This is a genomic window from Pseudomonas sp. GV071 (genome assembly GCF_003050835.1).
Lineage (GTDB): Bacteria > Pseudomonadota > Gammaproteobacteria > Pseudomonadales > Pseudomonadaceae > Aquipseudomonas.
The window spans coordinates 1-20413 of sequence record NZ_QAOJ01000018.1; the positions used below are offsets into that span (position 1 = coordinate 1).

Consider the following 20413-nt stretch of genomic DNA (forward strand, 5'->3'; position numbering starts at 1 on the left):
GCGCCAAGATCGACGGCAGGAATACCGGCCAGCGAGCCCTGGAAACTGCCGACGGCGGTACGGGTGGCGGCAACGATTACGACGTCTTGCATGGCATCAGTCCTCAAAACTGCATTTCCGGCACGTGCTCTGGCACCACCAGCTTACCGGCGGTTTTGGCGACGATTTCCTCGACACTCACTCCCGGTGCGCGCTCTTTGAGCAGGAAGGCGCCATCGGCGATTTCCAGGTAGGCGAGGTCGGTGAGCACGCGTTTGATGCAGCCAGCGCCGGTCAGTGGCAAGGTGCATTGGCCCAGCAGTTTCGACTCACCGTCTTTGGAGGCGTGGGTCATGGTGACGATGATATTTTCCGCCCCGGCCACCAGGTCCATCGCCCCGCCCATGCCCTTGACCAGTTTGCCCGGCACCATCCACGAGGCGATGTTGCCCTGCACGTCCACTTCGAAGGCACCGAGTACAGTCAAGTCGATATGGCCGCCACGGATCATGGCGAAGGATTCGGCGGAGGAAAAAATCGAGGCGCCGACGCGCGCCGTCACGGTTTGTTTACCGGCGTTGATCATGTCGGCGTCGATCTCATCGGCGCGCGGGAATGCGCCCATACCGAGCAGACCGTTCTCCGACTGCAGCATCACTTCCATACCCTCGGGCACGTAGTTGGCGACCAGAGTCGGGATGCCAATGCCGAGGTTGACGTAGTAGCCGTCCTGCAATTCGCGGGCGACACGCTGGGCCATTTGTTCGCGGGTAAGCGCCATAGTTTTTATTCTCTGCAAAAAGGGAGGAGGAAGACGATCAGGCACGTACGGTGCGTTGTTCGATGCGTTTCTCGAAGGTGCCGCAGATCAGGCGATCGACATAAATGCCTGGGGTATGGATCTGGGTCGGATCGAGCTCGCCAGGGGCGACGATTTCTTCCACTTCCACCACTGTGATCTTGCCGGCGGTGGCTGCCAGCGGGTTGAAGTTCTGCGCGGTGTGGCGGTACACCACGTTGCCGAACCAGTCGGCCTTCCAGCCTTTTACGATGGCGAAGTCGCCGGTGATGGAGGGCTCCATCAGGTAGTCGCGGCCATTGAACTCACGTACTTCTTTGCCTTCGGCCACCGGCGTACCGACCCCGGTGGCGGTGAAGAACGCCGGAATACCCGCGCCACCAGCGCGCATTTTTTCCGCCAAGGTGCCTTGCGGGGTGAGTTCCACTTCCAGCTCGCCGCTGAGCAGTTGCTTTTCGAACAGGGCGTTTTCGCCAACGTAGGACGCGATCATCTTGCGGATCTGCCGGTCTTCCAGCAGCACACCTAGACCAAAGCCATCGACGCCGCAGTTGTTGGAGACCACGGTAAGGTCACGGGTGCCCTTGCGCTTGATCTCGGCTATCAGATTTTCCGGGATGCCGCACAGGCCGAAGCCGCCGGCCAGGACGGTCATGCCGTCCTCCAGACCCGCCAGGGCCTCTTCGTACGAACCCACACGTTTATCGAAACCTGCCATTTGCGGCGCCTCTCTTGTTTTGGTGGGGGCCAACGGCCCAGTACCCAGAGTGTTGTGCCGACGGATTGATTTGTTAAGTTGATTTTTAAAATGGATTAATTGATAAATCAGCACAGTAAATAGCCGTTTTGCCGAGGCCAACCATGACCATCAAACAGCTGCGTGCCTTTCTCGCAGTGGCGCAAAGCCTGAGTTTTGCCCAGGCCGGGGAGCGCTTGCACCTTTCCCAATCGGCGCTCAGCCTGACCATCAAAGGCCTGGAAGAAGGCTTGGGTGGCCGCCTGTTCAGCCGCACCACACGCAATGTCAGCCTGACACCGGAAGGCGAAGCGCTGCTGCCCTTGGCGCGACGTCTGCTGGCTGACTGGGAAAATGCCGAAGATCAGCTGCGCCAACGTTTCACCCTGCAGCAAGGGCGAGTAACCCTGGCAGCGATGCCGTCGTTCGCCTGCAACGCCTTGCCGGAATTGCTGGTGCAGTTTCGCGCACGGCACCCGAAGGTGAATGTGACGGTCAACGACGTGATCAATGAACAGGTGCTGGAGATGGTCCGCGACCGCCAAGTGGAACTGGGCATCGCCTTCGCCCCAGAGGCTGATGACAGCCTGGATTTCACACCGCTGTACCTGGACCGTTTTGTCGCCGTGGTGGCGGCTGATTCGCCGCTGGCCGAGCGCGCCGAGGTCGACTGGGCGACGCTGCTGGAGTACCCGTTCGTGACCTTGCAGCGCCCCTCCACCGTGCGCGTTTTACTTGAAGAGCACCTGCGCCAGCGCGGGGTGAAACTACCGGTGGTGTTTGAAAGCCATCAATTGGCCACGGTCGGCCGCATGGTCGCCAATGGTTTGGGGGTGAGCGCCGTACCGGCGCTGTGCGTACAGCAGATGCATGAGCTGGGCGCGCGCTGCCTGACCTTGAGCGAGCCCGTCATCGAACGGTCGATTGGCATTTTGCGCAAGGCCGACCACGAACTGTCGGTGGCCGCCCAGGCCCTGTACGACACAGTGCTGGCGGCCTGGCCGGCGGAGCAAACGGGTTAGAGCGGGAGGTGCCAGGCAACGCTCAGCCAATCGTACAGGCGGGCAAGAAATTCAGGCTGGGAGCCCAGACCGATTAGCAGCAGTAGCGTGCTGCCGGTGATGCAGAGCCGACGGGGGTAGGTATCGCGTGAGGAGTATTTCGAGGAACGTTGCATAAGGGAAACCCGACTAAATGTGTGTCGGGTGAGGATTACAAACGACAGAAAATGGCTCTGTAGAAAAGCCGGAAAACTCATGTAGGGTAATTCCTAGAACCACACTGCTAAGCTGCTCCCCAGTCCCGATTTGCCCAACCCCTGCTCATGCCGGAGTCATAACAACAATGCAAACGACCGACGCCACTGCCATTCCCCGCGTAAAACTGCTGATCGGCGGCGAGCTGATCGATTCAGCCAGCAGCCAATGGCGCGACATCATCAACCCGGCCACCCAACAGGTGCTCGCGCGGGTGCCTTTTGCCACTCAAGGCGAAGTGGACGCGGCCATCAGCGCCGCCGCCGAGGCCTTCAAAACCTGGCGCAAGACCCCGATCGGCGCCCGCGCGCGGATCTTTCTCAAGTACCAGCAACTGATCCGCGAACACATGGCCGAACTGGCGGCGCTGCTCACCGCCGAACAGGGCAAGACCCTTGCCGACGCCGAGGGCGACGTGTTCCGCGGCCTGGAAGTGGTCGAGCACGCCGCGGGCATCGGCAACTTGCAGTTGGGCGAGCTGGCCAACAACGTCGCTGGCGGTGTCGACACCTACACCCTGCTGCAACCTCTGGGCGTGTGCGCCGGTATCACCCCGTTCAACTTCCCGGCAATGATTCCGCTGTGGATGTTTCCGATGGCCATCGCCACCGGCAACACCTTCGTATTGAAGCCTTCCGAACAAGACCCGATGGTGACCATGCGCCTGGCCGAACTGGCGATGCAGGCCGGGGTGCCGGCCGGGGTGCTGAATGTCGTACACGGCGGCGCCGAGGTGGTGAACCGCTTGTGCGATCACCCGGAAATCAAGGCCGTGTCCTTTGTCGGCTCGACCCAGGTCGGCACCCACGTGTACAACCGCGCCACCCAGAACGGCAAGCGCGCGCAATGCATGATGGGGGCAAAAAACCACGCCATCGTGATGCCCGATGCCAACCGCCAGCAGACTCTCAACAACCTGGTGGGCGCCGCTTTCGGCGCGGCGGGCCAGCGCTGCATGGCGTTGTCCACGGTGATTCTGGTGGGCGAGGCGCAAACCTGGCTGCCGGAGCTGGTCGAACGCAGCAAGACCCTGCGGCTGAACGCGGGTACCGAAGCGGGTGCCGACCTCGGCCCGGTGGTCTCCTGTTCCGCACTTGAGCGGATTCATGGCCTGATCGCCGCGGGCATCGAAGAGGGCGCGACCCTCGCTCTGGATGGCCGCAACCCGACAGTCCCAGGTTTCGAGCGCGGGAACTTCATCGCCCCTACCTTGTTCAGCGACGTCACGCCGAGCATGCGCATCTACCGCGAAGAAATCTTCGGCCCTGTGCTCTGCGTGCTCAACGCCGCCAGTCTGGATGAGGCCATCGCCCTGATCAACGCCAACCCGAACGGCAACGGCACCGCCATCTTCACCCGCTCCGGGGCAGCGGCGCGGCACTTCCAGGAGGAGATCGACGTCGGCCAGGTGGGCATCAATGTGCCGATTCCCGTGCCGGTGCCAATCTTCTCGTTCTCCGGCTCCCGCGCCTCCAAACTCGGCGACCTCGGCCCGTACGGTAAGCAAGTGGTGCAGTTCTATACGCAGACTAAAACGGTCACCCAGCGTTGGTTCGATGAAGATGAAGTGGGGGCGGTGAACACCACCATTACCCTGAAATAAACCGCGCAACCCATAACTCCAACAAAAGGGACGCCTCATGAATATCGGTTTTATCGGGCTCGGCAACATGGGCGGGCCGATGGCCCTGAACTTGCTCAAAGCCGGCCATGCACTGACGGTCTTTGACCTGGTGCCCGCCTCCGTCCACAGCCTGACCGCAGCCGGCGCCACCGCCGTCGCCTCCCCTGCCGAACTGGCGCGCAGTGAGGTGCAAGTGATCATCACCATGCTCCCCGCCGCTCGCCATGTAAAAGCCGTATACCTGAGCGAAGACGGCCTGCTCGCCCACATTGCCAAGGGTGTGCGGCTGATCGACAGCTCCACCATCGACCCGATGACTGCCCGTGAAGTGGCCGCCGCAGCCGCCCAGCAAGGTAACCCGATGCTCGATGCGCCGGTGTCGGGCGGCACTGGCGGCGCGGCGGCCGGCACCCTGACCTTTATGGTCGGCGGCAGCGTGGACGACTTCGAACACGCGCAGCCGCTGCTCGCCGCCATGGGCAAGAACATCGTCCACTGCGGCGCCGCCGGCAACGGCCAGGTGGCCAAGGTGGCGAACAACATGCTGCTGGGCATCTCGATGATCGGCGTGGCCGAAGCCATGAACTTGGGCGTCGCCCTGGGCATGGATGCCAAGGTGCTGGCCGGGGTGATCAACACCTCCAGCGGCCGCTGCTGGAGTTCGGACACCTACAACCCCTTTCCCGGAGTGCTCGACAGCGCCCCGGCTGCTCGCGGTTACAGCGGCGGCTTTGGCACCGACCTGATGCTCAAGGACCTCGGCCTGGCCACCGAAGCCGCCAAACAGGCGCAGCAACCAGTGCTGCTCGGCGCCCTGGCGCAACAGCTGTACCAGAGCTTCAGCGCCCAGGGCCATGGCGGCCTGGATTTCTCGGCGATCATCAAGCTCTACCAGCACGACGCATGAACGCGCCGATGCCCACCACAAAACAGACAGAGAGCCCTGCATGCACGATCTGGAACTGAGCGACGAACAACGCATGATCCGCGACATGGCCCGCGATTTCGCCCGTAGTGAAATCGCCCCGCACGCCCAAGCCTGGGCCGCCGCCGGCTGGATCGACGACGCTGTGGTAAGCAAGATGGGCGAACTCGGCCTGCTCGGCATGGTGGTGCCCGACAACTGGGGCGGCTCGTTCACCGACTACGTGGCCTACGCCCTGGCGGTGGAAGAAGTCGCCGCCGCAGATGCCGCCACTGGCACCCTGATGAGTGTGCACAACTCGGTGGGCTGCGGCCCGGTGCTCAACTATGGGAGCGAGGCGCAAAAGCAGCAGTGGCTGCCCGCCCTGGCCAGCGGCCAAGCCATTGGCTGCTTCTGCCTGACCGAACCGCACGCCGGTTCCGAGGCGCATAACCTGCGCACCCGCGCCGAACTGCGGGACGGCAACTGGGTGCTCAATGGCGCCAAACAGTTCGTCAGCAATGGCAAGCGCGCCAAGCTCGCCATCGTCTTCGCGGTGACCGATGCCGAGTTGGGCAAAAAAGGTCTGTCGGCATTTCTGGTGCCCACCGACACCCCAGGGTTTGTCGTCGACCGCAGCGAAAAGAAGATGGGCATCAAGGCCTCCGACACCTGCGCCATCACCCTCGACAACTGCACGGTGCCGGCCGCCAATCTGCTTGGCGAGCGCGGCAAGGGTCTGGCAATTGCGCTGTCCAATTTGGAAGGCGGCCGTATCGGCATCGCCGCGCAAGCGCTGGGCATTGCCCGCGCGGCCTTCGAAGCGGCGCTGGTGTATGCCCGTGAGCGGGTGCAGTTTGGCCAGCCGATCATCGAACACCAAAGCATCGCCAACAAACTGGCCGACATGCACACCCAACTGAACGCCAGCCGCCTGCTGATTCTGCATGCCGCGCGACTTAGAACGGCAGGCCATCCATGCCTGTCCGAAGCCTCGCAAGCCAAGCTGTTCGCTTCGGAGATGGCTGAGCGGGTGTGTTCCGATGCGATTCAGATTCACGGCGGCTACGGCTACCTCGAGGACTACCCAGTAGAGCGCTACTACCGCGATGCGCGCATTACCCAGATCTACGAGGGCTCGAGCGAAATCCAGCGCCTATTGATTGCCCGTGAGCTGAAGCATTACGCGCTGTGATGGGATGAACCGCTTCCCACGCGCAGGCACCGGCTGAAACAACGCTGTTCAGCCGGGCGGCGCTTGGGCAAACTCGCACCGCTCGATCAGGTCATACCCTCACTTCCTGCCAGCCGTTAAGGGCCCGTCGTGACTGCCGCTTCCCCCTCTGCTCCGCTCAGCCCCACGCAACTGCGCCAGATTCTGTTTGGCCTGATGCTGGGTATTTTCCTCTCCGCCCTGGACCAGACCATCGTTGCCGTGGCGCTGCCGGAAATCGCCTTGCAGCTGCCTGGCAGCGAACTGCTGGCCTGGGTGGTGTCGGCCTATATGTTGGCCATGACCATCGCCACGCCATTCTTCGGCAAGCTCGGTGACCTGTTCGGCCGGCGCCGCCTGTTGCTGATTTCCACCAGCCTGTTCGTGTTCGCCTCCGTGCTCTGCGCCCTCGCCCAGGACATGGGCCAACTGGTCGGCGCTCGCGCCCTGCAAGGTATCGGTGCCGGCGGCATGATCGCCACCATCCAGGCGCTGATTGGCGATCTGATCGCCCCCGCCGAGCGTGGCCGTTACCAGGCCTGGTTCAGCGGCATGTTCGCTCTGGCCAGCCTGATCGGGCCACCGCTGGGCGGCCTGCTGAGCCAGCAGTTGTCGTGGCGTTGGGTGTTCTGGATCAACCTGCCCGTCGGCCTGCTGGCCATCTGGCTGAGCCAGCGGCGTCTGGCGGGCCTGGCGGAAAAACGGCGCAAGGCGCGCCTCGATTACCTCGGCGGGGTATTGCTGCTGATCGGCCTGGGCAGCCTGTTGCTGTTGATCACCCGCCTGGGCCAGGAGCGCCAGTGGCTGAGCCTGGAAAACGCCATCGGCTTGGGAGTCGCCCTGCTCGGCCTGCTGTTGTTCGTGTTGCAGGAACGCCGTGCCAGCGAGCCGGTAATCCCCATGGAGCTGTTCCGCATCGGTCCGGTGCGCGCCGGCTGGGGCCTGTTGTTTTTCGCCAACTTCCAGGCCGTGGCCCTGGCCGTGTTGTTTCCCCTGCACGCCCATGCCCAGGGCGGTGCCGGTACCGGCGCCAGCCAACTGATGGCGATTGCCATTGGCGCACCACTGGGGGCCTTTATCGGTGGCCGTTTGAGTTCCCAGCTGGGCCGCTACAAACCGCTGATTCTCAGCGGCAATCTGCTGTTGCCAGTGGCGTTGGTGGCGTTGGCGTTCCTGCCGCCGAGCCTGGAGATGCTCAGCTTGCCGCTGCTAGCCTGCTGCGGAGTAGCGCTGGGGCTACAGTTCCCCACCTCGATGGTGGCGGTGCAGAGTGCTGCGCCACTCAGCCACCTGGGCGTGGTGACTGCGGCCTGCGGCATGTTCCGCGGCCTGGGCGGGGCGCTGGGGGTTACATTGCTGTCGAGCCTGCTCTGGCATTTGCTGCCCAGCGTAGACCCCGAGCACATCAGCGCCAGCCTCGGCCAAGTGGACAGCGAGCAACTGCGTATGGCGTTTCGCGACCTGCTATTGCTGGACGCAGCCATCGCCGCTATTCCGCTGCTGATTGCGTTGTTTATGGCCGACAACCGTTTGCGTCATCACCTGCCGGCCAGTCCCACCGCCGAGTAAACGGCGGCGAGATTCCGCCCCCCGGCTGGCGGGATCTGGCCAGATCCCGCCAGCCGCACTCAGCTGAAACCCGCTCCAGCCCCCGCCCTGCGGCGCCCTGCCGCACCTGGCCCCGGTCTTGCTCTTAGCCTCGCTAATAGCAAACTGGAAATGGTTGAACTGATGAAAAAGCTGTTGTTAACCCTCGTCTGCCTGGTCGTTGTCGGCTGCACGAAAACCCCCGAGCCGGAAAAAACCGTCGATGTCCTGCTGATTGGCGGCGGCATCATGAGTGCCAGCCTGGGCACCTACCTGAATGAATTGGAGCCGGGCTGGAGCATCGACATTTACGAACGCATGGGTCAGGTCGCTGAAGAAAGCTCCAACCCCTGGAACAACGCCGGCACCGGCCACTCGGCCTTCTGCGAATTGAACTACACACCGGAAACCGCCGATGGCAGCATCGACATCAGCAAGGCGGTGGCGATCAACGAGTCGTTCGAAATATCCAAGCAGTTCTGGGCCTACCAGGTCGAGCAGAAGGTGCTGAACAACCCCACCACCTTCATCAACAACGTGCCGCACATGAGCTTTGTCTGGGGAGATGAAAACGTCACCTACCTGCAAAAGCGCCATGCGGCGCTGCAGCACAGCTCGCTGTTCCGCGGCATGGAGTTTTCCACCGACCCGGCGCAGATCGAACAGTGGATTCCGCTGGTCATGGACGGCCGCGCCGAAGGGCAGAAAATCGCCGCCACGCGCATGCCGATCGGCACCGACGTGAACTTTGGTGAGATCACCCGCCAGCTGTTCGGCTCGCTGACCAGCCGCCCTGGCGTTGCCCTGCACCTGCAACACGAAGTGCGCGACCTGGTGCGCAATGACGACGGCACCTGGACCGTGGTGGTTGCCGACCTCGGCAACGGCGAGCAGCTGAAAAGCGTGAAAGCCAAGTTCGTCTTCATTGGTGCCGGTGGCGGCGCGCTGAAGCTGTTGCAGAAATCCGGCATCCCGGAAGCCGAAGGGTATGCCGGCTTCCCGGTGGGTGGCGAATTCCTCGTCACCACCAACCCGGAGATCGTCGCGCAGCACCAGGCCAAGGTGTATGGCAAAGCCTCGGTGGGCTCGCCGCCGATGTCGGTGCCGCACTTGGACACCCGCGTGATCGACGGCAAGAAGGCGCTGCTGTTCGGCCCATTCGCCACCTTCTCCACCAAGTTCCTGATCAATGGTTCGCTGTGGGACATGTTCAGCGCGCTGACCTGGCACAACATGCTGCCCATGGCCCACGCTGGCTTGGATAACACCTCGCTGACCACCTACCTGGTGGGCCAGTTGATGCTCAGTCAGGACGACCGCATGGCTGCCCTGCGCGAGTACTTCCCCGAGGCCAAAGACGCCGACTGGAAATTGGTACATGCCGGCCAGCGCGTGCAGATCATCAAGAAAGACCCGGAACTGGGCGGCATCTTGCAGTTCGGTACCGAAGTGGTGAGCTCGGCGGACGGCAGCATTGCCGCGCTGCTGGGTGCCTCGCCGGGCGCCTCCACTGCCGCGCCGATCATGCTCTCGGTGCTGGAGAAAACCTTCAAGGACAAGGTCAAGACGCCAGAATGGCAAGCCAAGCTGAAGGAGATCATTCCCTCCTACGGCCGCAAGTTGAACAACGACCTTGAGCTGACCAACAGTACCCGTGCCTGGAGCAGCGCACGTCTGCAACTGCCGTTCGTGCAGGTTCAGCCGGACGCCGACCCAATGGTCGACGCGCTGTAAACCCCGCCCCAGTGGGCGCCGCCGTTTCTACCCGGCGCCCACCTGCTGCAGCGCCGTCGCTCGCGCTTGCGAGCCCGAAGGTTGAGCGGCACACTGCCCGCTCGCAGGCACAACGCCGCCCCTACTGGAGACACCCATGTCTGTAATGGATACCGACAAACGTATGGCCGCCCGCGCCTTTATCCTCGGTCATGCAGACGCGCTGAGCTGCACGGTGTACCGCCTGGATGAAACCGACCCGGAAGCCGAAGAAGAAGACCTGGGTGATGGCAAGGTGCTGTTCGCCGGCCAGTTCAACGCCCCGGCCGAATGGGATGCAGAAGCCCGTGACGATTTCTTTGGCGACGCCGACCCAGGCCTGTTCTTCAACGCTTACATCGAAAGCGAAGCCAAACCCGGCAGCAAGGCGCACTTCAGCGCCGAGATCGGCGACTACGTGGCCGCCCTCCCAGGTTTGGGTGAAGTGGTGATGTATTACGTGTACGACGCCGTGGAAGACGAAAGCGGCCGTCTGTGCGTATTGATTCGCGACGAAGAGCAGCCGGCCTGAGTGCCCTAACGTAGGGCGAATACCCGCAGGGTATCCGCCGTTATAACGGCACGGCAGACACCGTGCGGATGGCAGCGGCGGATATCGCCCGAGGCGATATTCGCCCTACTCCTGGTCGTTGGCCGACTCTTCTTCCTGCCACTTGGCCCATCGCGGCGGCACCAGCTTGCCGGCTTCGTAGGTCTTCTCCACCGTGGTGCCATCTTCGTTGTGGATGATCAGCACGGCATCCTTGCCCCGTAGAAAACGCTCGGTTTCCTGAATCAGCCGACCCTTGGTCAAGGCACGTTTGGACGGGCGCGTGGCGCCGCGTTTGATCAGTTGCCAACCCTCTGGCACACGGTTGATGTGGTAGTCGCCCATGCTGCATTAATCCCTGAATGTCACTGCCACCCCGCCAGGCCTCACGCCACGGGGGTTTCACCAGCGTGTGAACATCCGAGCGAAACGCTGTGGGCGCAGTTCCCTGCAAGGGATGAGCGGTCATATTCAGCCGCGTTTAATGGCGGGCCTTAGTTGCACATTGGCAATAGCGCAAGCGCAGCGGGGCAATTGAAAGTTGAGTGGCAAGTTGCACTTTAATATCAAAAAACCGTTTGTCGCCAATGACTTAATTCAGGCGAACGATCTTGAGGGAGGGCCTTCAGAGTTCCTGTAAGGCCCATTAGGGTTTTGCTACTACTTCATAGAAGAGGAGAAACCAAAATGCCTACCAACAAAAACCCCGGTAATTTCGCCAACGATCGAGCGAGGGCCTCGGAAGCGGGTCGCAAGGGTGGACACAACAGCGGCGGCAACTTTGCCAATGACCCGCAGAAAGCCTCCGAAGCCGGCCGCAAAGGCGGCCAGGCCAGCCATGGCGCCAGGGGCTGACCTGTTGTTGGATGTGCCCTGATTCACTAACGCCCTGCTAGCTGAGTCCAGCAAGGGCCCGCGACAGCGGGCTTTTGTTTGTCTGGCGTTTGAGATTTTGTAGTACCGGACTATCGGCGGTGCTGGCGCCCATCGCCACGCCCGCGATCATCGCCGCGGTGGTCGTTGCCGCGGTGGTCATCCCGGCCACGGGAGTGATGACGGTCCTGGCCGCGCCCTGGCGCCGGGTAGTAACCACGCGGCGGCTGATTCCAGCCTTGCTGCATGGGCGCGCGATGGGGCGTGGAGTAATAACGCGGTTGCGGTGCCGGCACGTAATAGCGTGGCGCCGGACGATACACCGGCGGCGGCGAGTAGTAACGCGGTGCCGAGTACACCCGGTACTGCTGCACGCTGTAACCACCCCCATATACCGGAGCACTGTAGACGTTGCCATAGCCACCCCGGCCATAGCTGCGGTCGTAATTGTCGTCGTAGTCATAACCCGCACAACCAGCCAGAAACAGACCTATCAGACCCAGCAGCAGGGTTCGGTAACGCATCATGGCAGCCTCCTGAGACCGCACGGGAACCGAGTGGCGAGTGCCGCTCTTTGGCTGTTCCCGAAGTCTTGGACAGCGCAGAAACCTCTCGGCTTGCTGTAGGAGCTTTCAAATTCCGTTGCCAGTTATTTCATCGACGCACCAAAGCACGGCACGACCGCCGCCGGCGCCTTATTTTTGCGCACGACTTCGCCCTCCCCTGTCTCGCTCACTCTCCCCAGCCCCCGGCATAGCTGGCCGGCGCTAACTTGGCACGCCTCTCGCTTTAGCTCAGGCGTGCAGGATTAACCTCGGCCACCACCGGGGCACGCGGCACCACAATTTGCAATGGATGACTAGGGTTCCGGCTAGCGCTTAAAACGCTCAGTGACTGGTCCGAGAGTTGTCGACCTCCAGTGAGGTTACACGGCGGGACAAAAGCCCGGGAGACGAACGCCAAGCCGCGTTACGCCTGCCCGCTTTTTTCTCGAACTGGAGGTTTTTTATGCGCAAGTCCGCTGTTCTAGCCCTCGCTTTCACTGGCCTTGCTGCCGCCCTCAGTTTCAGCGCCCACGCTGCCCCGAAAGAAAAATTCAGCGTCTGCTGGACCCTCTACGCCGGTTGGATGCCGTGGGAATACGCGGCCGCCGAAGGCATCGTCGACAAGTGGGCGAAGAAGTACAACATCGCCATCAACGTGGTGCAGCTCAACGACTACGTCGAGTCGATCAACCAGTACACCGCCGGCCAGTTCGATGGCTGCACCATGACCAACATGGACGCCCTGACCATCCCCGCTGCTGGCGGCGTCGACTCCACCGCCCTGGTGGTCAGCGACTTCTCCAACGGCAACGACGGCATCGTGCTCAAAGGCAAGGGCAAGACCCTGGCCGACCTCAAGGGCCAACCGGTCAATCTGGTCGAGCTTTCGGTGTCCCACTACCTGCTGGCCCGTGGCCTGGAAAGCGCCGGGCTGAGCGAAAAAGACTTGAGCGTGGTGAACACTTCCGACGCTGACATCGCCGCCGCCTTCAACACCAGCGAAGTCAATTCGGTGGTGACCTGGAACCCGATGCTGGCGGAAATAAAAGCCCTGCCCGACACCACCGAAGTGTTCAACTCCAGCCAGATTCCCGGCGAGATCATGGACATGATGGTGGTCAACACCCAGACCCTGAAAGACAACCCGGCCCTGGGCAAAGCCTTGACCGGCGCCTGGTTCGAAATCATGGAACTGATGACCACCGACAGCCCGCGCGCCACCGCCGCCCTGGAACACATGGCCAAGGCCTCGGGCACCGACCTGGCTGGCTTCAAGTCGCAACTGGCGACCACCAAGTTGTTCTACACCGCCAAAGACGCCCTGGCCTTCGCCACCAGCCCGCAACTGCCGGACACCATGAACAAGGTGGCGAACTTCTCCTTCGCCCACGGCCTGCTTGGCGAAGGCGCTAAAGACGCCGGCGCCGTTGGCATGAGCTTCGCCAAAGGCAAGGTCACCGGGGACCAGGGCAACATCAAGCTGCGCTTTGACCCCAGCTACGTGCAGATGGCTGCTGACGGCACCTTGTAGGTTGGGCTGAGTGCAACGAAGCCCAACGCGGACCTCGATGCTTGCCTCCCGATCGCAATGTTGGGCTTCGCCTTTGGCTCAACCCAACCTACCCGGATACGGTACGAAACTTTGAGACTGATCAATCGCCACCCGGACGGTGCCGGACGACTGCTGCTAATCCTGCTGCCGTTCGCCCTGCTGCTGTTCGCCTACTTCACCGGTTCCTCGGCGCGGTTGGCGGACAACCCCAATGACAAGCTGCTGCCCAGCGCCGTGCAAATGACCGATGCGGTCAAGCGCATGGCCTTTGAAGAAGACAAACGCAGCGGCGGTTATCTGCTCTGGCAGGACACTGCCTCCAGCCTGCAACGCTTAGGCATGGGCCTGGGTATCGCCGCTGTGGTCGGCCTGTGCCTGGGTATCGCCGCCGGCACCCTGCCGCTGTTCGGCGCGCCACTGTCGCCACTGCTGACCGTGCTGTCGATGGTGCCGCCGCTGGCGATCCTGCCGATTCTGTTCATCGTCTTCGGTTTGGGTGAGCTGTCGAAAGTCATGCTGATCGTGATCGGCATCACCCCGGTACTGGCCCGAGACCTGGAACAACGGGCGCGGGAAATTCCGCCGGAGCTGCTGATCAAAGCACAAACCCTCGGCGCCTCGACCTGGACCCTGATTCTGCGGGTGGTCCTGCCGCAACTGCTGCCGCGCCTGCTGATTGCCCTGCGCCTGGTGCTGGGTTCAGCCTGGCTGTTTCTGATTGCCGCCGAAGCCATCGCCTCCACCGATGGCCTCGGCTACCGGGTGTTTCTGGTGCGCCGCTACATGGCCATGGACGTGATTCTGCCCTACGTGGTGTGGATCACCCTGCTGGCGTGGCTGATGGACCTGGGCCTCAAGCGCCTGACCTACCTGGCCTTCCCTTGGTATGAAGGAGCGAAAGCATGAGCGCCTTCATCGAAGTGAAAAATGTGTGGCAAACCTACGGCGATCAAGTGGTTCTGGAGAACCTGAATATCACCGTCGCCGAGGGTGAGTTCTGCACCCTGGTGGGCACCTCCGGCTGCGGCAAGTCGACCTTCCTGCGTCTGCTGCTGGGCCAGGAAGTGCCGAGCAAGGGCGAGATTCTGCTCGGCGGCAAAAAGCTGGTTGGCGAGCCGGACTCCAGCCGCGGTGTGGTGTTTCAGCGTTACTCGGTATTCCCCCATCTGTCGGTACTGAACAACGTCGCCCTCGGCCTGGAGCTGCCGCGCTCGCCACTGTTTGGCCGGCTGTTTGGCCAGGCCAAACGCGATGCCCGCGAACAAGCTGCCGAGCTGCTGAAAAAAGTCGGACTCGGCCACTCCCTGGACAAATACCCCACCCAGCTTTCCGGCGGCATGCAGCAACGCCTGGCGATTGCCCAGGCGCTGATCATGCAGCCGCGCGTGTTGCTCCTCGACGAACCCTTCGGCGCCCTCGACCCGGGCATCCGCAAAGACATGCACGAGCTGCTGCTGGAGCTGTGGCGCGAAACCAAGCTGACGGTGTTCATGGTCACCCACGACCTGTCCGAAGGTTTCACCCTTGGCACCCGCCTGATGGTGTTCGACAAGGTCCGCCACGACCCGCACGCCCCGAATGCCTACGGCGCGCGCATCACCTACGACATTCCCCTGAACCCCGACCGCCGCGCCACCCGTGCCGCCGTCGACGCCCTGCCGGCGCACGTCACCGGCAGCCTGCATTCTGTCTACCAAGGAGCCTGAACATGACCAGTGCCTTGAGCCTGCGCCCCAGCCTGTATGAAGAAACCGTACCCGGCGGCGGCCACACCTCGTTCGTGCTCAAACGCGGCCAGCTGCTGCGCATCACCGACCTCGAAGGCGGCGCCAATGTCAGCCTGATGCTGCTCAATGCCGCCGAGAAAAGTGAGCGCCTGAACCTGCCGGACAGCCTCAAAGGCCAGCACACCGCCAAGCTCACCGTCGGCCATTGCCTGTATTCGGACATGGGCCGCGTACTCGCCGCCATCACCGCCGACACCTGCGGCTGGCACGACAGCTTTGGCGGCGTGCTGAGCGCCACCGAGGTGCAGGAAAAATACGGCGCCGGCCGCTACCAGGAACTGCGCAACAGCTTCTTCCGCAACGGCGTGGACAACCTGCTGGTGGAAATGGGCAAGTGGAACCTCAACCTGCAAGACCTGCTGATGGTGCTCAACCTGTTCAGCAAGGTGACGGTCGACAGCGACGGCTGCTTCCACTTCGTCGAAGACAACTCCAAGGTCGGTGACTACGTCGAGCTGTATGCACCGATGGACACCCTGGTGGTGCTGACCGCCCTGCAACATCCGATGGACCCGAATCCTGCGTACGCACCCAAGCCGGTCCAGTTGAGCTGGAGCCAGGTCGCCGAAGACGGCATCAGCGTGCTGTGCCGCACCTCGCGCCCGGAAAACGGCCGCGCTTTCCACAACACCGAACGTCAGTACCTCTGAGGGCCACGCCATGTCACTAATCCACAGCCCTCGCCATGCAGAAGCCGCCATCTTTCGCGCCACCATCGCCGCCGGCGAGCCGTTCCTCAAAGAAGTGAAAGCCGGGCAAACCCTGCGTCTGCTCGACCTGGAAGGTAACCAGGCGGTCGACACCCTGTTCTTCAGCGCCAGCAACCCACGCGAGCGCTACGACGTGCAACGCACCCTGCGCAAACAGAACCGCGTGTACCTGACCACCGGCACCGTTTTGTACTCCAACCTCGGCAACCCGCTACTGACCATCACCGCCGACACCTGTGGCCGCCACGACACCTTGGGCGGCGCCTGCGCACAGGAAAGCAACACCGTGCGCTACGCCCTCGACAAACGCTACATGCACAGCTGCCGCGACAACTTCCTGCGCGCCAGCCTGCACGACGGCCGCCTGAACAAGGCCGACATCAGCGCCAACATCAACTTCTTCATGAACGTGCCGGTCACCCCCGAAGGCGGCCTGACGTTTGAAGACGGCATTTCCGCCGCCGGCAAATACGTCGAGCTGGTGGCGCATATGGACGTCATCGTCCTGATCTCCAACTGCCCGCAACTGAACAACCCCTGCAACGGCTACAACCCGACGCCTGCGGAGTTCCTGGTATGGGACTGATTCGGCGGTGGTTGTTTGCGGTTTGCCAGAGTCGCAGTGGGCAGGTGTTAAACGCAGATTCGCTCCCCTCTCCCGCGTGCGGGAGAGGGGCCGGGGGTGAGGGTAGGGGCCAAACGCACCATCAAAGTCCCCCCTCACCCTAACCCTCTCCCACCAGGGGAGAGGGGACTGACCGAGTACAGCATTCCCCACCGTGGACGACCCCGGTGCAGACCCAAATACAGCGGGACGGCCCGCCTCCCCTTTCGAGGGCTCGACGACATGTTCAACAAACTGCTGATCGCCAACCGTGGCGCCATTGCCTGCCGCATTCTGCGCACCCTGCGTGCGCTCGAAGTGCAAGGCGTGGCCGTGTACTCCGAAGCCGATGCCGCCAGCCTGCACATCCAACAGGCCGACGAGGCCTACAGCCTGGGTGAAGGCGCCGCCGCCGGCACCTACCTGAAGGTCGACAAGATCCTCGCCGTGGCCAAACAGACCGGCGCCCAGGCCATCCACCCGGGCTATGGTTTTCTCTCGGAAAACGCCGCCTTCGCCGAGGCCTGCGAAGCGGCCGGCATTGCCTTTGTCGGGCCGACGCCTGAGCAACTGCGGGTGTTCGGCCTCAAGCACACCGCCCGCGCCCTGGCCAAGCAACATGGGGTGGCCATGCTCGAGGGCACCGAGCTGCTGGAAAACCTCGACGCCGCGCTGCTCGCCGGTGAGCAGGTGGGCTACCCGGTGATGCTGAAAAGCACCGCTGGCGGTGGCGGTATTGGTATGCGCGTGTGCCGTTCGGCCGCCGAGCTGAGCGAAGCTTTCGATGCGGTGAAACGCCTGGGGCAGAACAACTTCAGCGACGCCGGGGTATTTATCGAGAAATACATCCAGCGCGCCCGCCACCTGGAAGTGCAGGTGTTCGGCGATGGCCAGGGTGAGGTGATTGCCCTCGGCGTGCGCGACTGCTCGGTGCAGCGGCGCAACCAGAAAGTGCTGGAAGAAACCCCGGCCACCAACCTGCCCGCCGGCATGGCCGACGAGCTGTGCGCCGCCGCCATCAAACTGGCCAAGGCGGTGAACTACCGCAGCGCCGGCACCGTCGAGTTTGTCTACGACAGCGAGGCGAGCCAGTTCTATTTCCTCGAAGTGAACACCCGTTTGCAGGTGGAACACGGCGTGACCGAACAGGTGTGGGGCGTCGACCTGGTGAGCTGGATGATCCAGCTGGCAGCCGGCGACCTGGCTCCGCTGCAAGACTTGATCAAGGGCTTGAGCCCCAACGGGCACGCCATTCAGGCGCGCCTGTATGCCGAAGACCCGGGCCGCGATTTTCAGCCGAGCCCCGGCCTGCTCACAGCCGTGCAATTCCCGCCCGCCGATGGCAAAACCCTGCGCATCGACACCTGGGTAGAAGCCGGCTGCGAAATTCCGCCCTACTTCGACCCAATGATCGCCAAGCTGATTGCCTGGGCACCGACCCGAGAAGAAGCCAGTAGCGGCCTCTACAACGCCCTCGGCGACAGCGTGCTGTACGGCGTGGAAAGCAACCGCGACTACCTGCGCCAGATTATCCAGGACGCCCCGTTTGCCAGCGGCAATCCCTGGACCCGCTGCCTGGAGCAGTTGGCGTACCAAGCCGACACCCTGGAAGTACTCGGCGCCGGCACCCAGACCACCGTGCAGGACTACCCCGGCCGCCTCGGCTACTGGGCCGTCGGCGTGCCGCCATCGGGCCCAATGGACAGCCTGGCGCTGCGCCTGGGCAACCGCTTGCTAGACAACGCCGAGGGCGCCGCTGCGCTGGAAATCACCATGAGCGGCCCGACCCTGCGCTTTAACACCGATTCGGTGGTGGCCGTGACGGGCGCCGTGATTCCACTGAGCCTTGATGGCCAGGCGCAGGCCATGAACACCGCGCTGCTGGTCAAAGCCGGCAGCACCCTGAGCCTCGGCACCATAGCCGGTGCCGGTGCGCGCAGTTACCTGTGCCTGCGCGGCGGCCTGCAAGTGCCAGATTACCTGGGCAGCAAAAGCACCTTCACCCTCGGCCAGTTCGGCGGCCATGGCGGCCGCGCCCTCCGCGCCGGCGATGTGTTGCATATTCCCGCGCTGAGCGACGACAGCCATGGCGCCAGCCTGGATGCCGAGCAGTACCCACCATTGCCGGCGGTGCGCACCATCCGCGTGATCTACGGCCCACACGGCGCACCGGAATACTTCACCCCCGAGTACATCGACACCTTCTTCGCCACCCACTGGGAAGTGCACTTCAACTCCAGCCGCACCGGCGTGCGGTTGATCGGGCCGAAGCCGCAATGGGTACGTGAGAGCGGTGGCGAGGCCGGGCTGCACCCGTCCAACATTCACGACAACCCGTACGCCATCGGCGCGGTGGATTTCACTGGCGATATGCCAGTGATCCTCGGCCCGGATGGGCCGAGCCTGGGTGGATTTGTGTGCCCGGTGACGATTATTGAGGCGGACTTGTGGCAGTTGGGTCAGCTGAAGGCTGGCGATAAGGTGCAATTTACCCCGGTCGATATTGCGACAGCACGCTCGCTGGTCTCCCCTCGCCCGCTCGCGGGAGAGGGGCCGGGGGAGAGGGCCGCAGCCAGCACAATCCAAAGCCCCTCTCCCCAGCCCTCTCCCGCTAGCGGGCGAGGGAGCCGATTGGCGTTGGTTTCGCCCATCGTGCTCGACCTCGGCCAAGCCGACACCCGGCTGGTCGCCCGCCTCTCCGGCGACACCCACCTGCTGGTGGAAATCGGTGCCCCCGAGCTCGACCTGGTGCTGCGTTTCCGCGGCCACGCGCTGATGCAGGCCCTGGAAGCCAAAGCCCTGGACGGCGTCATCGACCTCACTCCGGGTATCCGCTCGCTGCAAGTGCACTACCAGCCGGAAACCCTCAGCCTCACCGACCTGCTCGGCATCATCGCCGGCGAGTGGGACGCCGTGTGCGCCGCGCAGAACCTCGAAGTGCCGTCGCGCATCGTGCACCTGCCGCTGTCCTGGGATGACCCGGCCTGCCAGTTGGCTATCGAGAAATACATGACCACCGTGCGCAAGGATGCGCCCTGGTGCCCGAGCAATCTGGAGTTCATCCGCCGCATCAACGATCTGCCCAACCTCGAAGAGGTGTACCGCACCGTGTTCGAGGCCAGCTACCTGGTGATGGGCCTCGGTGACGTGTACCTCGGCGCGCCGGTGGCCACGCCGCTGGACCCGCGCCACCGCCTGGTGACCACCAAGTACAACCCGGCGCGCACCTGGACCGCCGAGAACTCGGTGGGCATCGGCGGCGCCTATATGTGCGTGTATGGCATGGAAGGCCCCGGCGGTTACCAGTTCGTCGGCCGCACCCTGCAGATGTGGAACCGCTACCGCGAAGTGGCCGCGTTCGACGGCAAGCCGTGGCTGCTGCGCTTCTTCGATCAGATCCGCTTCTACCCGGTAAGCGCCGAAGAACTGCTGCAGATTCGCAAGGATTTCCCGCTGGGCCGCTATGAGCTGAAGATCGAACACAGCGTGCTCAACCTCGCTGACTACCAAGCCTTTCTGGCCAAAGAAGCCGAGACCATCGGCGCCTTTCGCCGCCAGCAGCAAGGCGCGTTCAACGCCGAGCGCGAGCGCTGGATCGCCAGCGGCCAGGCGCACTTCGACAGTGAAGAAGCGGTGGTCGAACTGGGCGAAGACGCACCACTGAGCGCGGGCCAGCACAGCATCGAAAGCCATATCGCCGGCAACCTCTGGCAGGTGCAGGTGGAGGCCGGGAACAGCGTCAAGGCCGGCGATGTGCTGGTGATTCTGGAGTCGATGAAGATGGAAATTCCTTTACTCGCCCCGCGTGACGGGGTGGTGAAGGAAGTGCGCGTGCAGCCGGGGTCGCCCGTGCGCGCCGGGCAACGCGTTGTCGTCCTGGAAGAAATCTAAAGCCCAACACCATTCGTTGTGGGAGGGGCTTTAGCCGCGATGCCCGTGATC

Annotated in this window: 19 protein-coding genes and 1 riboswitch; of the genes, 14 read left to right on the forward strand and 5 right to left on the reverse strand. The window is 63.1% G+C overall.

What is annotated here, in order from left to right:
- From C8K61_RS27090 to C8K61_RS25040, 3 genes are all read right to left on the reverse strand, one after another.
- Window positions 1–92, reverse strand: a 92-nt coding sequence (locus C8K61_RS27090) for a hypothetical protein (RefSeq protein ID WP_256589556.1), incomplete at its 3' end; no start/stop codon positions are given.
- Window positions 93–103: 11 nt separating this feature from the next.
- Window positions 104–760, reverse strand: a complete 657-nt coding sequence (locus C8K61_RS25035; protein WP_108099350.1) for a CoA transferase subunit B — start codon at window positions 758–760, stop codon at window positions 104–106.
- Window positions 761–797: 37 nt separating this feature from the next.
- Window positions 798–1496 (reverse strand): CoA transferase subunit A, encoded by a 699-nt coding sequence (locus tag C8K61_RS25040; RefSeq protein ID WP_108099352.1) that lies wholly within the window; start codon window positions 1494–1496, stop codon window positions 798–800.
- 143 nt (window positions 1497–1639) lie between these two features.
- Between C8K61_RS25040 and C8K61_RS25045 the strand changes: the two genes are divergently transcribed.
- From C8K61_RS25045 to C8K61_RS25080, 7 genes are all read left to right on the forward strand, one after another.
- Window positions 1640–2536 (forward strand): LysR family transcriptional regulator, encoded by an 897-nt coding sequence (locus tag C8K61_RS25045; RefSeq protein ID WP_108099354.1) that lies wholly within the window; start codon window positions 1640–1642, stop codon window positions 2534–2536.
- Window positions 2537–2858: 322 nt separating this feature from the next.
- Window positions 2859–4373 carry a CoA-acylating methylmalonate-semialdehyde dehydrogenase gene (locus C8K61_RS25055; RefSeq protein ID WP_108099358.1) on the forward strand — a complete coding sequence of 505 codons (1515 nt, stop codon included), beginning with the start codon at window positions 2859–2861 and terminating at the stop codon, window positions 4371–4373.
- 37 nt (window positions 4374–4410) lie between these two features.
- Window positions 4411–5301 (forward strand): 3-hydroxyisobutyrate dehydrogenase, encoded by an 891-nt coding sequence (gene mmsB / locus C8K61_RS25060; protein WP_108099360.1) that lies wholly within the window; start codon window positions 4411–4413, stop codon window positions 5299–5301.
- 40 nt (window positions 5302–5341) lie between these two features.
- The gene (locus C8K61_RS25065; RefSeq protein ID WP_108099362.1) at window positions 5342–6493 is read left to right on the forward strand and encodes an acyl-CoA dehydrogenase family protein; all 1152 of its coding nucleotides are present in this window, start codon (window positions 5342–5344) and stop codon (window positions 6491–6493) included.
- Between the two features lie 195 nt (window positions 6494–6688).
- Entirely contained in the window at window positions 6689–8080 is a 1392-nt protein-coding gene (locus C8K61_RS25070; RefSeq protein ID WP_108099666.1) for an MDR family MFS transporter, read from the forward strand.
- A gap of 162 nt (window positions 8081–8242) precedes the next feature.
- Window positions 8243–9832 (forward strand): malate:quinone oxidoreductase, encoded by a 1590-nt coding sequence (locus C8K61_RS25075; RefSeq protein ID WP_108099668.1) that lies wholly within the window; start codon window positions 8243–8245, stop codon window positions 9830–9832.
- A gap of 136 nt (window positions 9833–9968) precedes the next feature.
- Window positions 9969–10382: a hypothetical protein gene (locus C8K61_RS25080; protein WP_108099364.1), complete on the forward strand. Its 414-nt coding sequence runs from the start codon at window positions 9969–9971 to the stop codon at window positions 10380–10382.
- A 105-nt stretch (window positions 10383–10487) separates the two neighbouring features.
- Here C8K61_RS25080 and C8K61_RS25085 read toward each other — a convergent pair whose 3' ends face one another.
- Entirely contained in the window at window positions 10488–10745 is a 258-nt protein-coding gene (locus C8K61_RS25085) for a DUF2188 domain-containing protein (RefSeq protein ID WP_108099365.1), read from the reverse strand.
- A 342-nt stretch (window positions 10746–11087) separates the two neighbouring features.
- Here C8K61_RS25085 and C8K61_RS25090 point away from each other — a divergent pair, with 342 nt between their 5' ends.
- A complete protein-coding gene (locus C8K61_RS25090) occupies window positions 11088–11255 on the forward strand; it encodes a general stress protein (protein WP_108099367.1) in 168 nt (55 codons plus the stop codon).
- Window positions 11256–11365: 110 nt separating this feature from the next.
- On the opposite strand, the gene C8K61_RS25095 is transcribed toward C8K61_RS25090, so the two are convergent.
- Window positions 11366–11800, reverse strand: coding sequence for a hypothetical protein (locus tag C8K61_RS25095; RefSeq protein WP_256589549.1), 435 nt, complete (start codon window positions 11798–11800; stop codon window positions 11366–11368).
- 321 nt (window positions 11801–12121) lie between these two features.
- A riboswitch (guanidine-I (ykkC/yxkD leader) is annotated at window positions 12122–12227 on the forward strand.
- Window positions 12228–12281: 54 nt separating this feature from the next.
- Here C8K61_RS25095 and C8K61_RS25105 point away from each other — a divergent pair.
- The 6 genes from C8K61_RS25105 to uca all read left to right on the forward strand — a co-directional run bounded on the left by C8K61_RS25105 (window position 12282) and on the right by uca (window position 20362).
- A complete protein-coding gene (locus C8K61_RS25105; RefSeq protein ID WP_108099369.1) occupies window positions 12282–13349 on the forward strand; it encodes a putative urea ABC transporter substrate-binding protein in 1068 nt (355 codons plus the stop codon).
- A 111-nt stretch (window positions 13350–13460) separates the two neighbouring features.
- Window positions 13461–14276, forward strand: coding sequence for an ABC transporter permease (locus C8K61_RS25110; protein WP_108099371.1), 816 nt, complete (start codon window positions 13461–13463; stop codon window positions 14274–14276).
- A complete protein-coding gene (locus C8K61_RS25115) occupies window positions 14273–15076 on the forward strand; it encodes an ABC transporter ATP-binding protein (protein ID WP_108099373.1) in 804 nt (267 codons plus the stop codon). The genes C8K61_RS25110 and C8K61_RS25115 overlap by 4 nt, the downstream gene beginning before the upstream one ends.
- Window positions 15077–15078: 2 nt before the next feature.
- On the forward strand, window positions 15079–15807 hold the full coding sequence (locus tag C8K61_RS25120) for an urea amidolyase associated protein UAAP1 (RefSeq protein ID WP_108099375.1): 729 nt from the start codon (window positions 15079–15081) through the stop codon (window positions 15805–15807).
- Between the two features lie 10 nt (window positions 15808–15817).
- Complete coding sequence (locus tag C8K61_RS25125; protein ID WP_108099377.1) at window positions 15818–16453, forward strand: urea amidolyase associated protein UAAP2; 636 nt, start codon at window positions 15818–15820, stop codon at window positions 16451–16453.
- Between the two features lie 261 nt (window positions 16454–16714).
- Window positions 16715–20362 carry an urea carboxylase gene (uca, locus tag C8K61_RS25130; protein ID WP_108099379.1) on the forward strand — a complete coding sequence of 1216 codons (3648 nt, stop codon included), beginning with the start codon at window positions 16715–16717 and terminating at the stop codon, window positions 20360–20362.
- The last annotated feature ends 51 nt before the right edge of the window (window positions 20363–20413 follow it).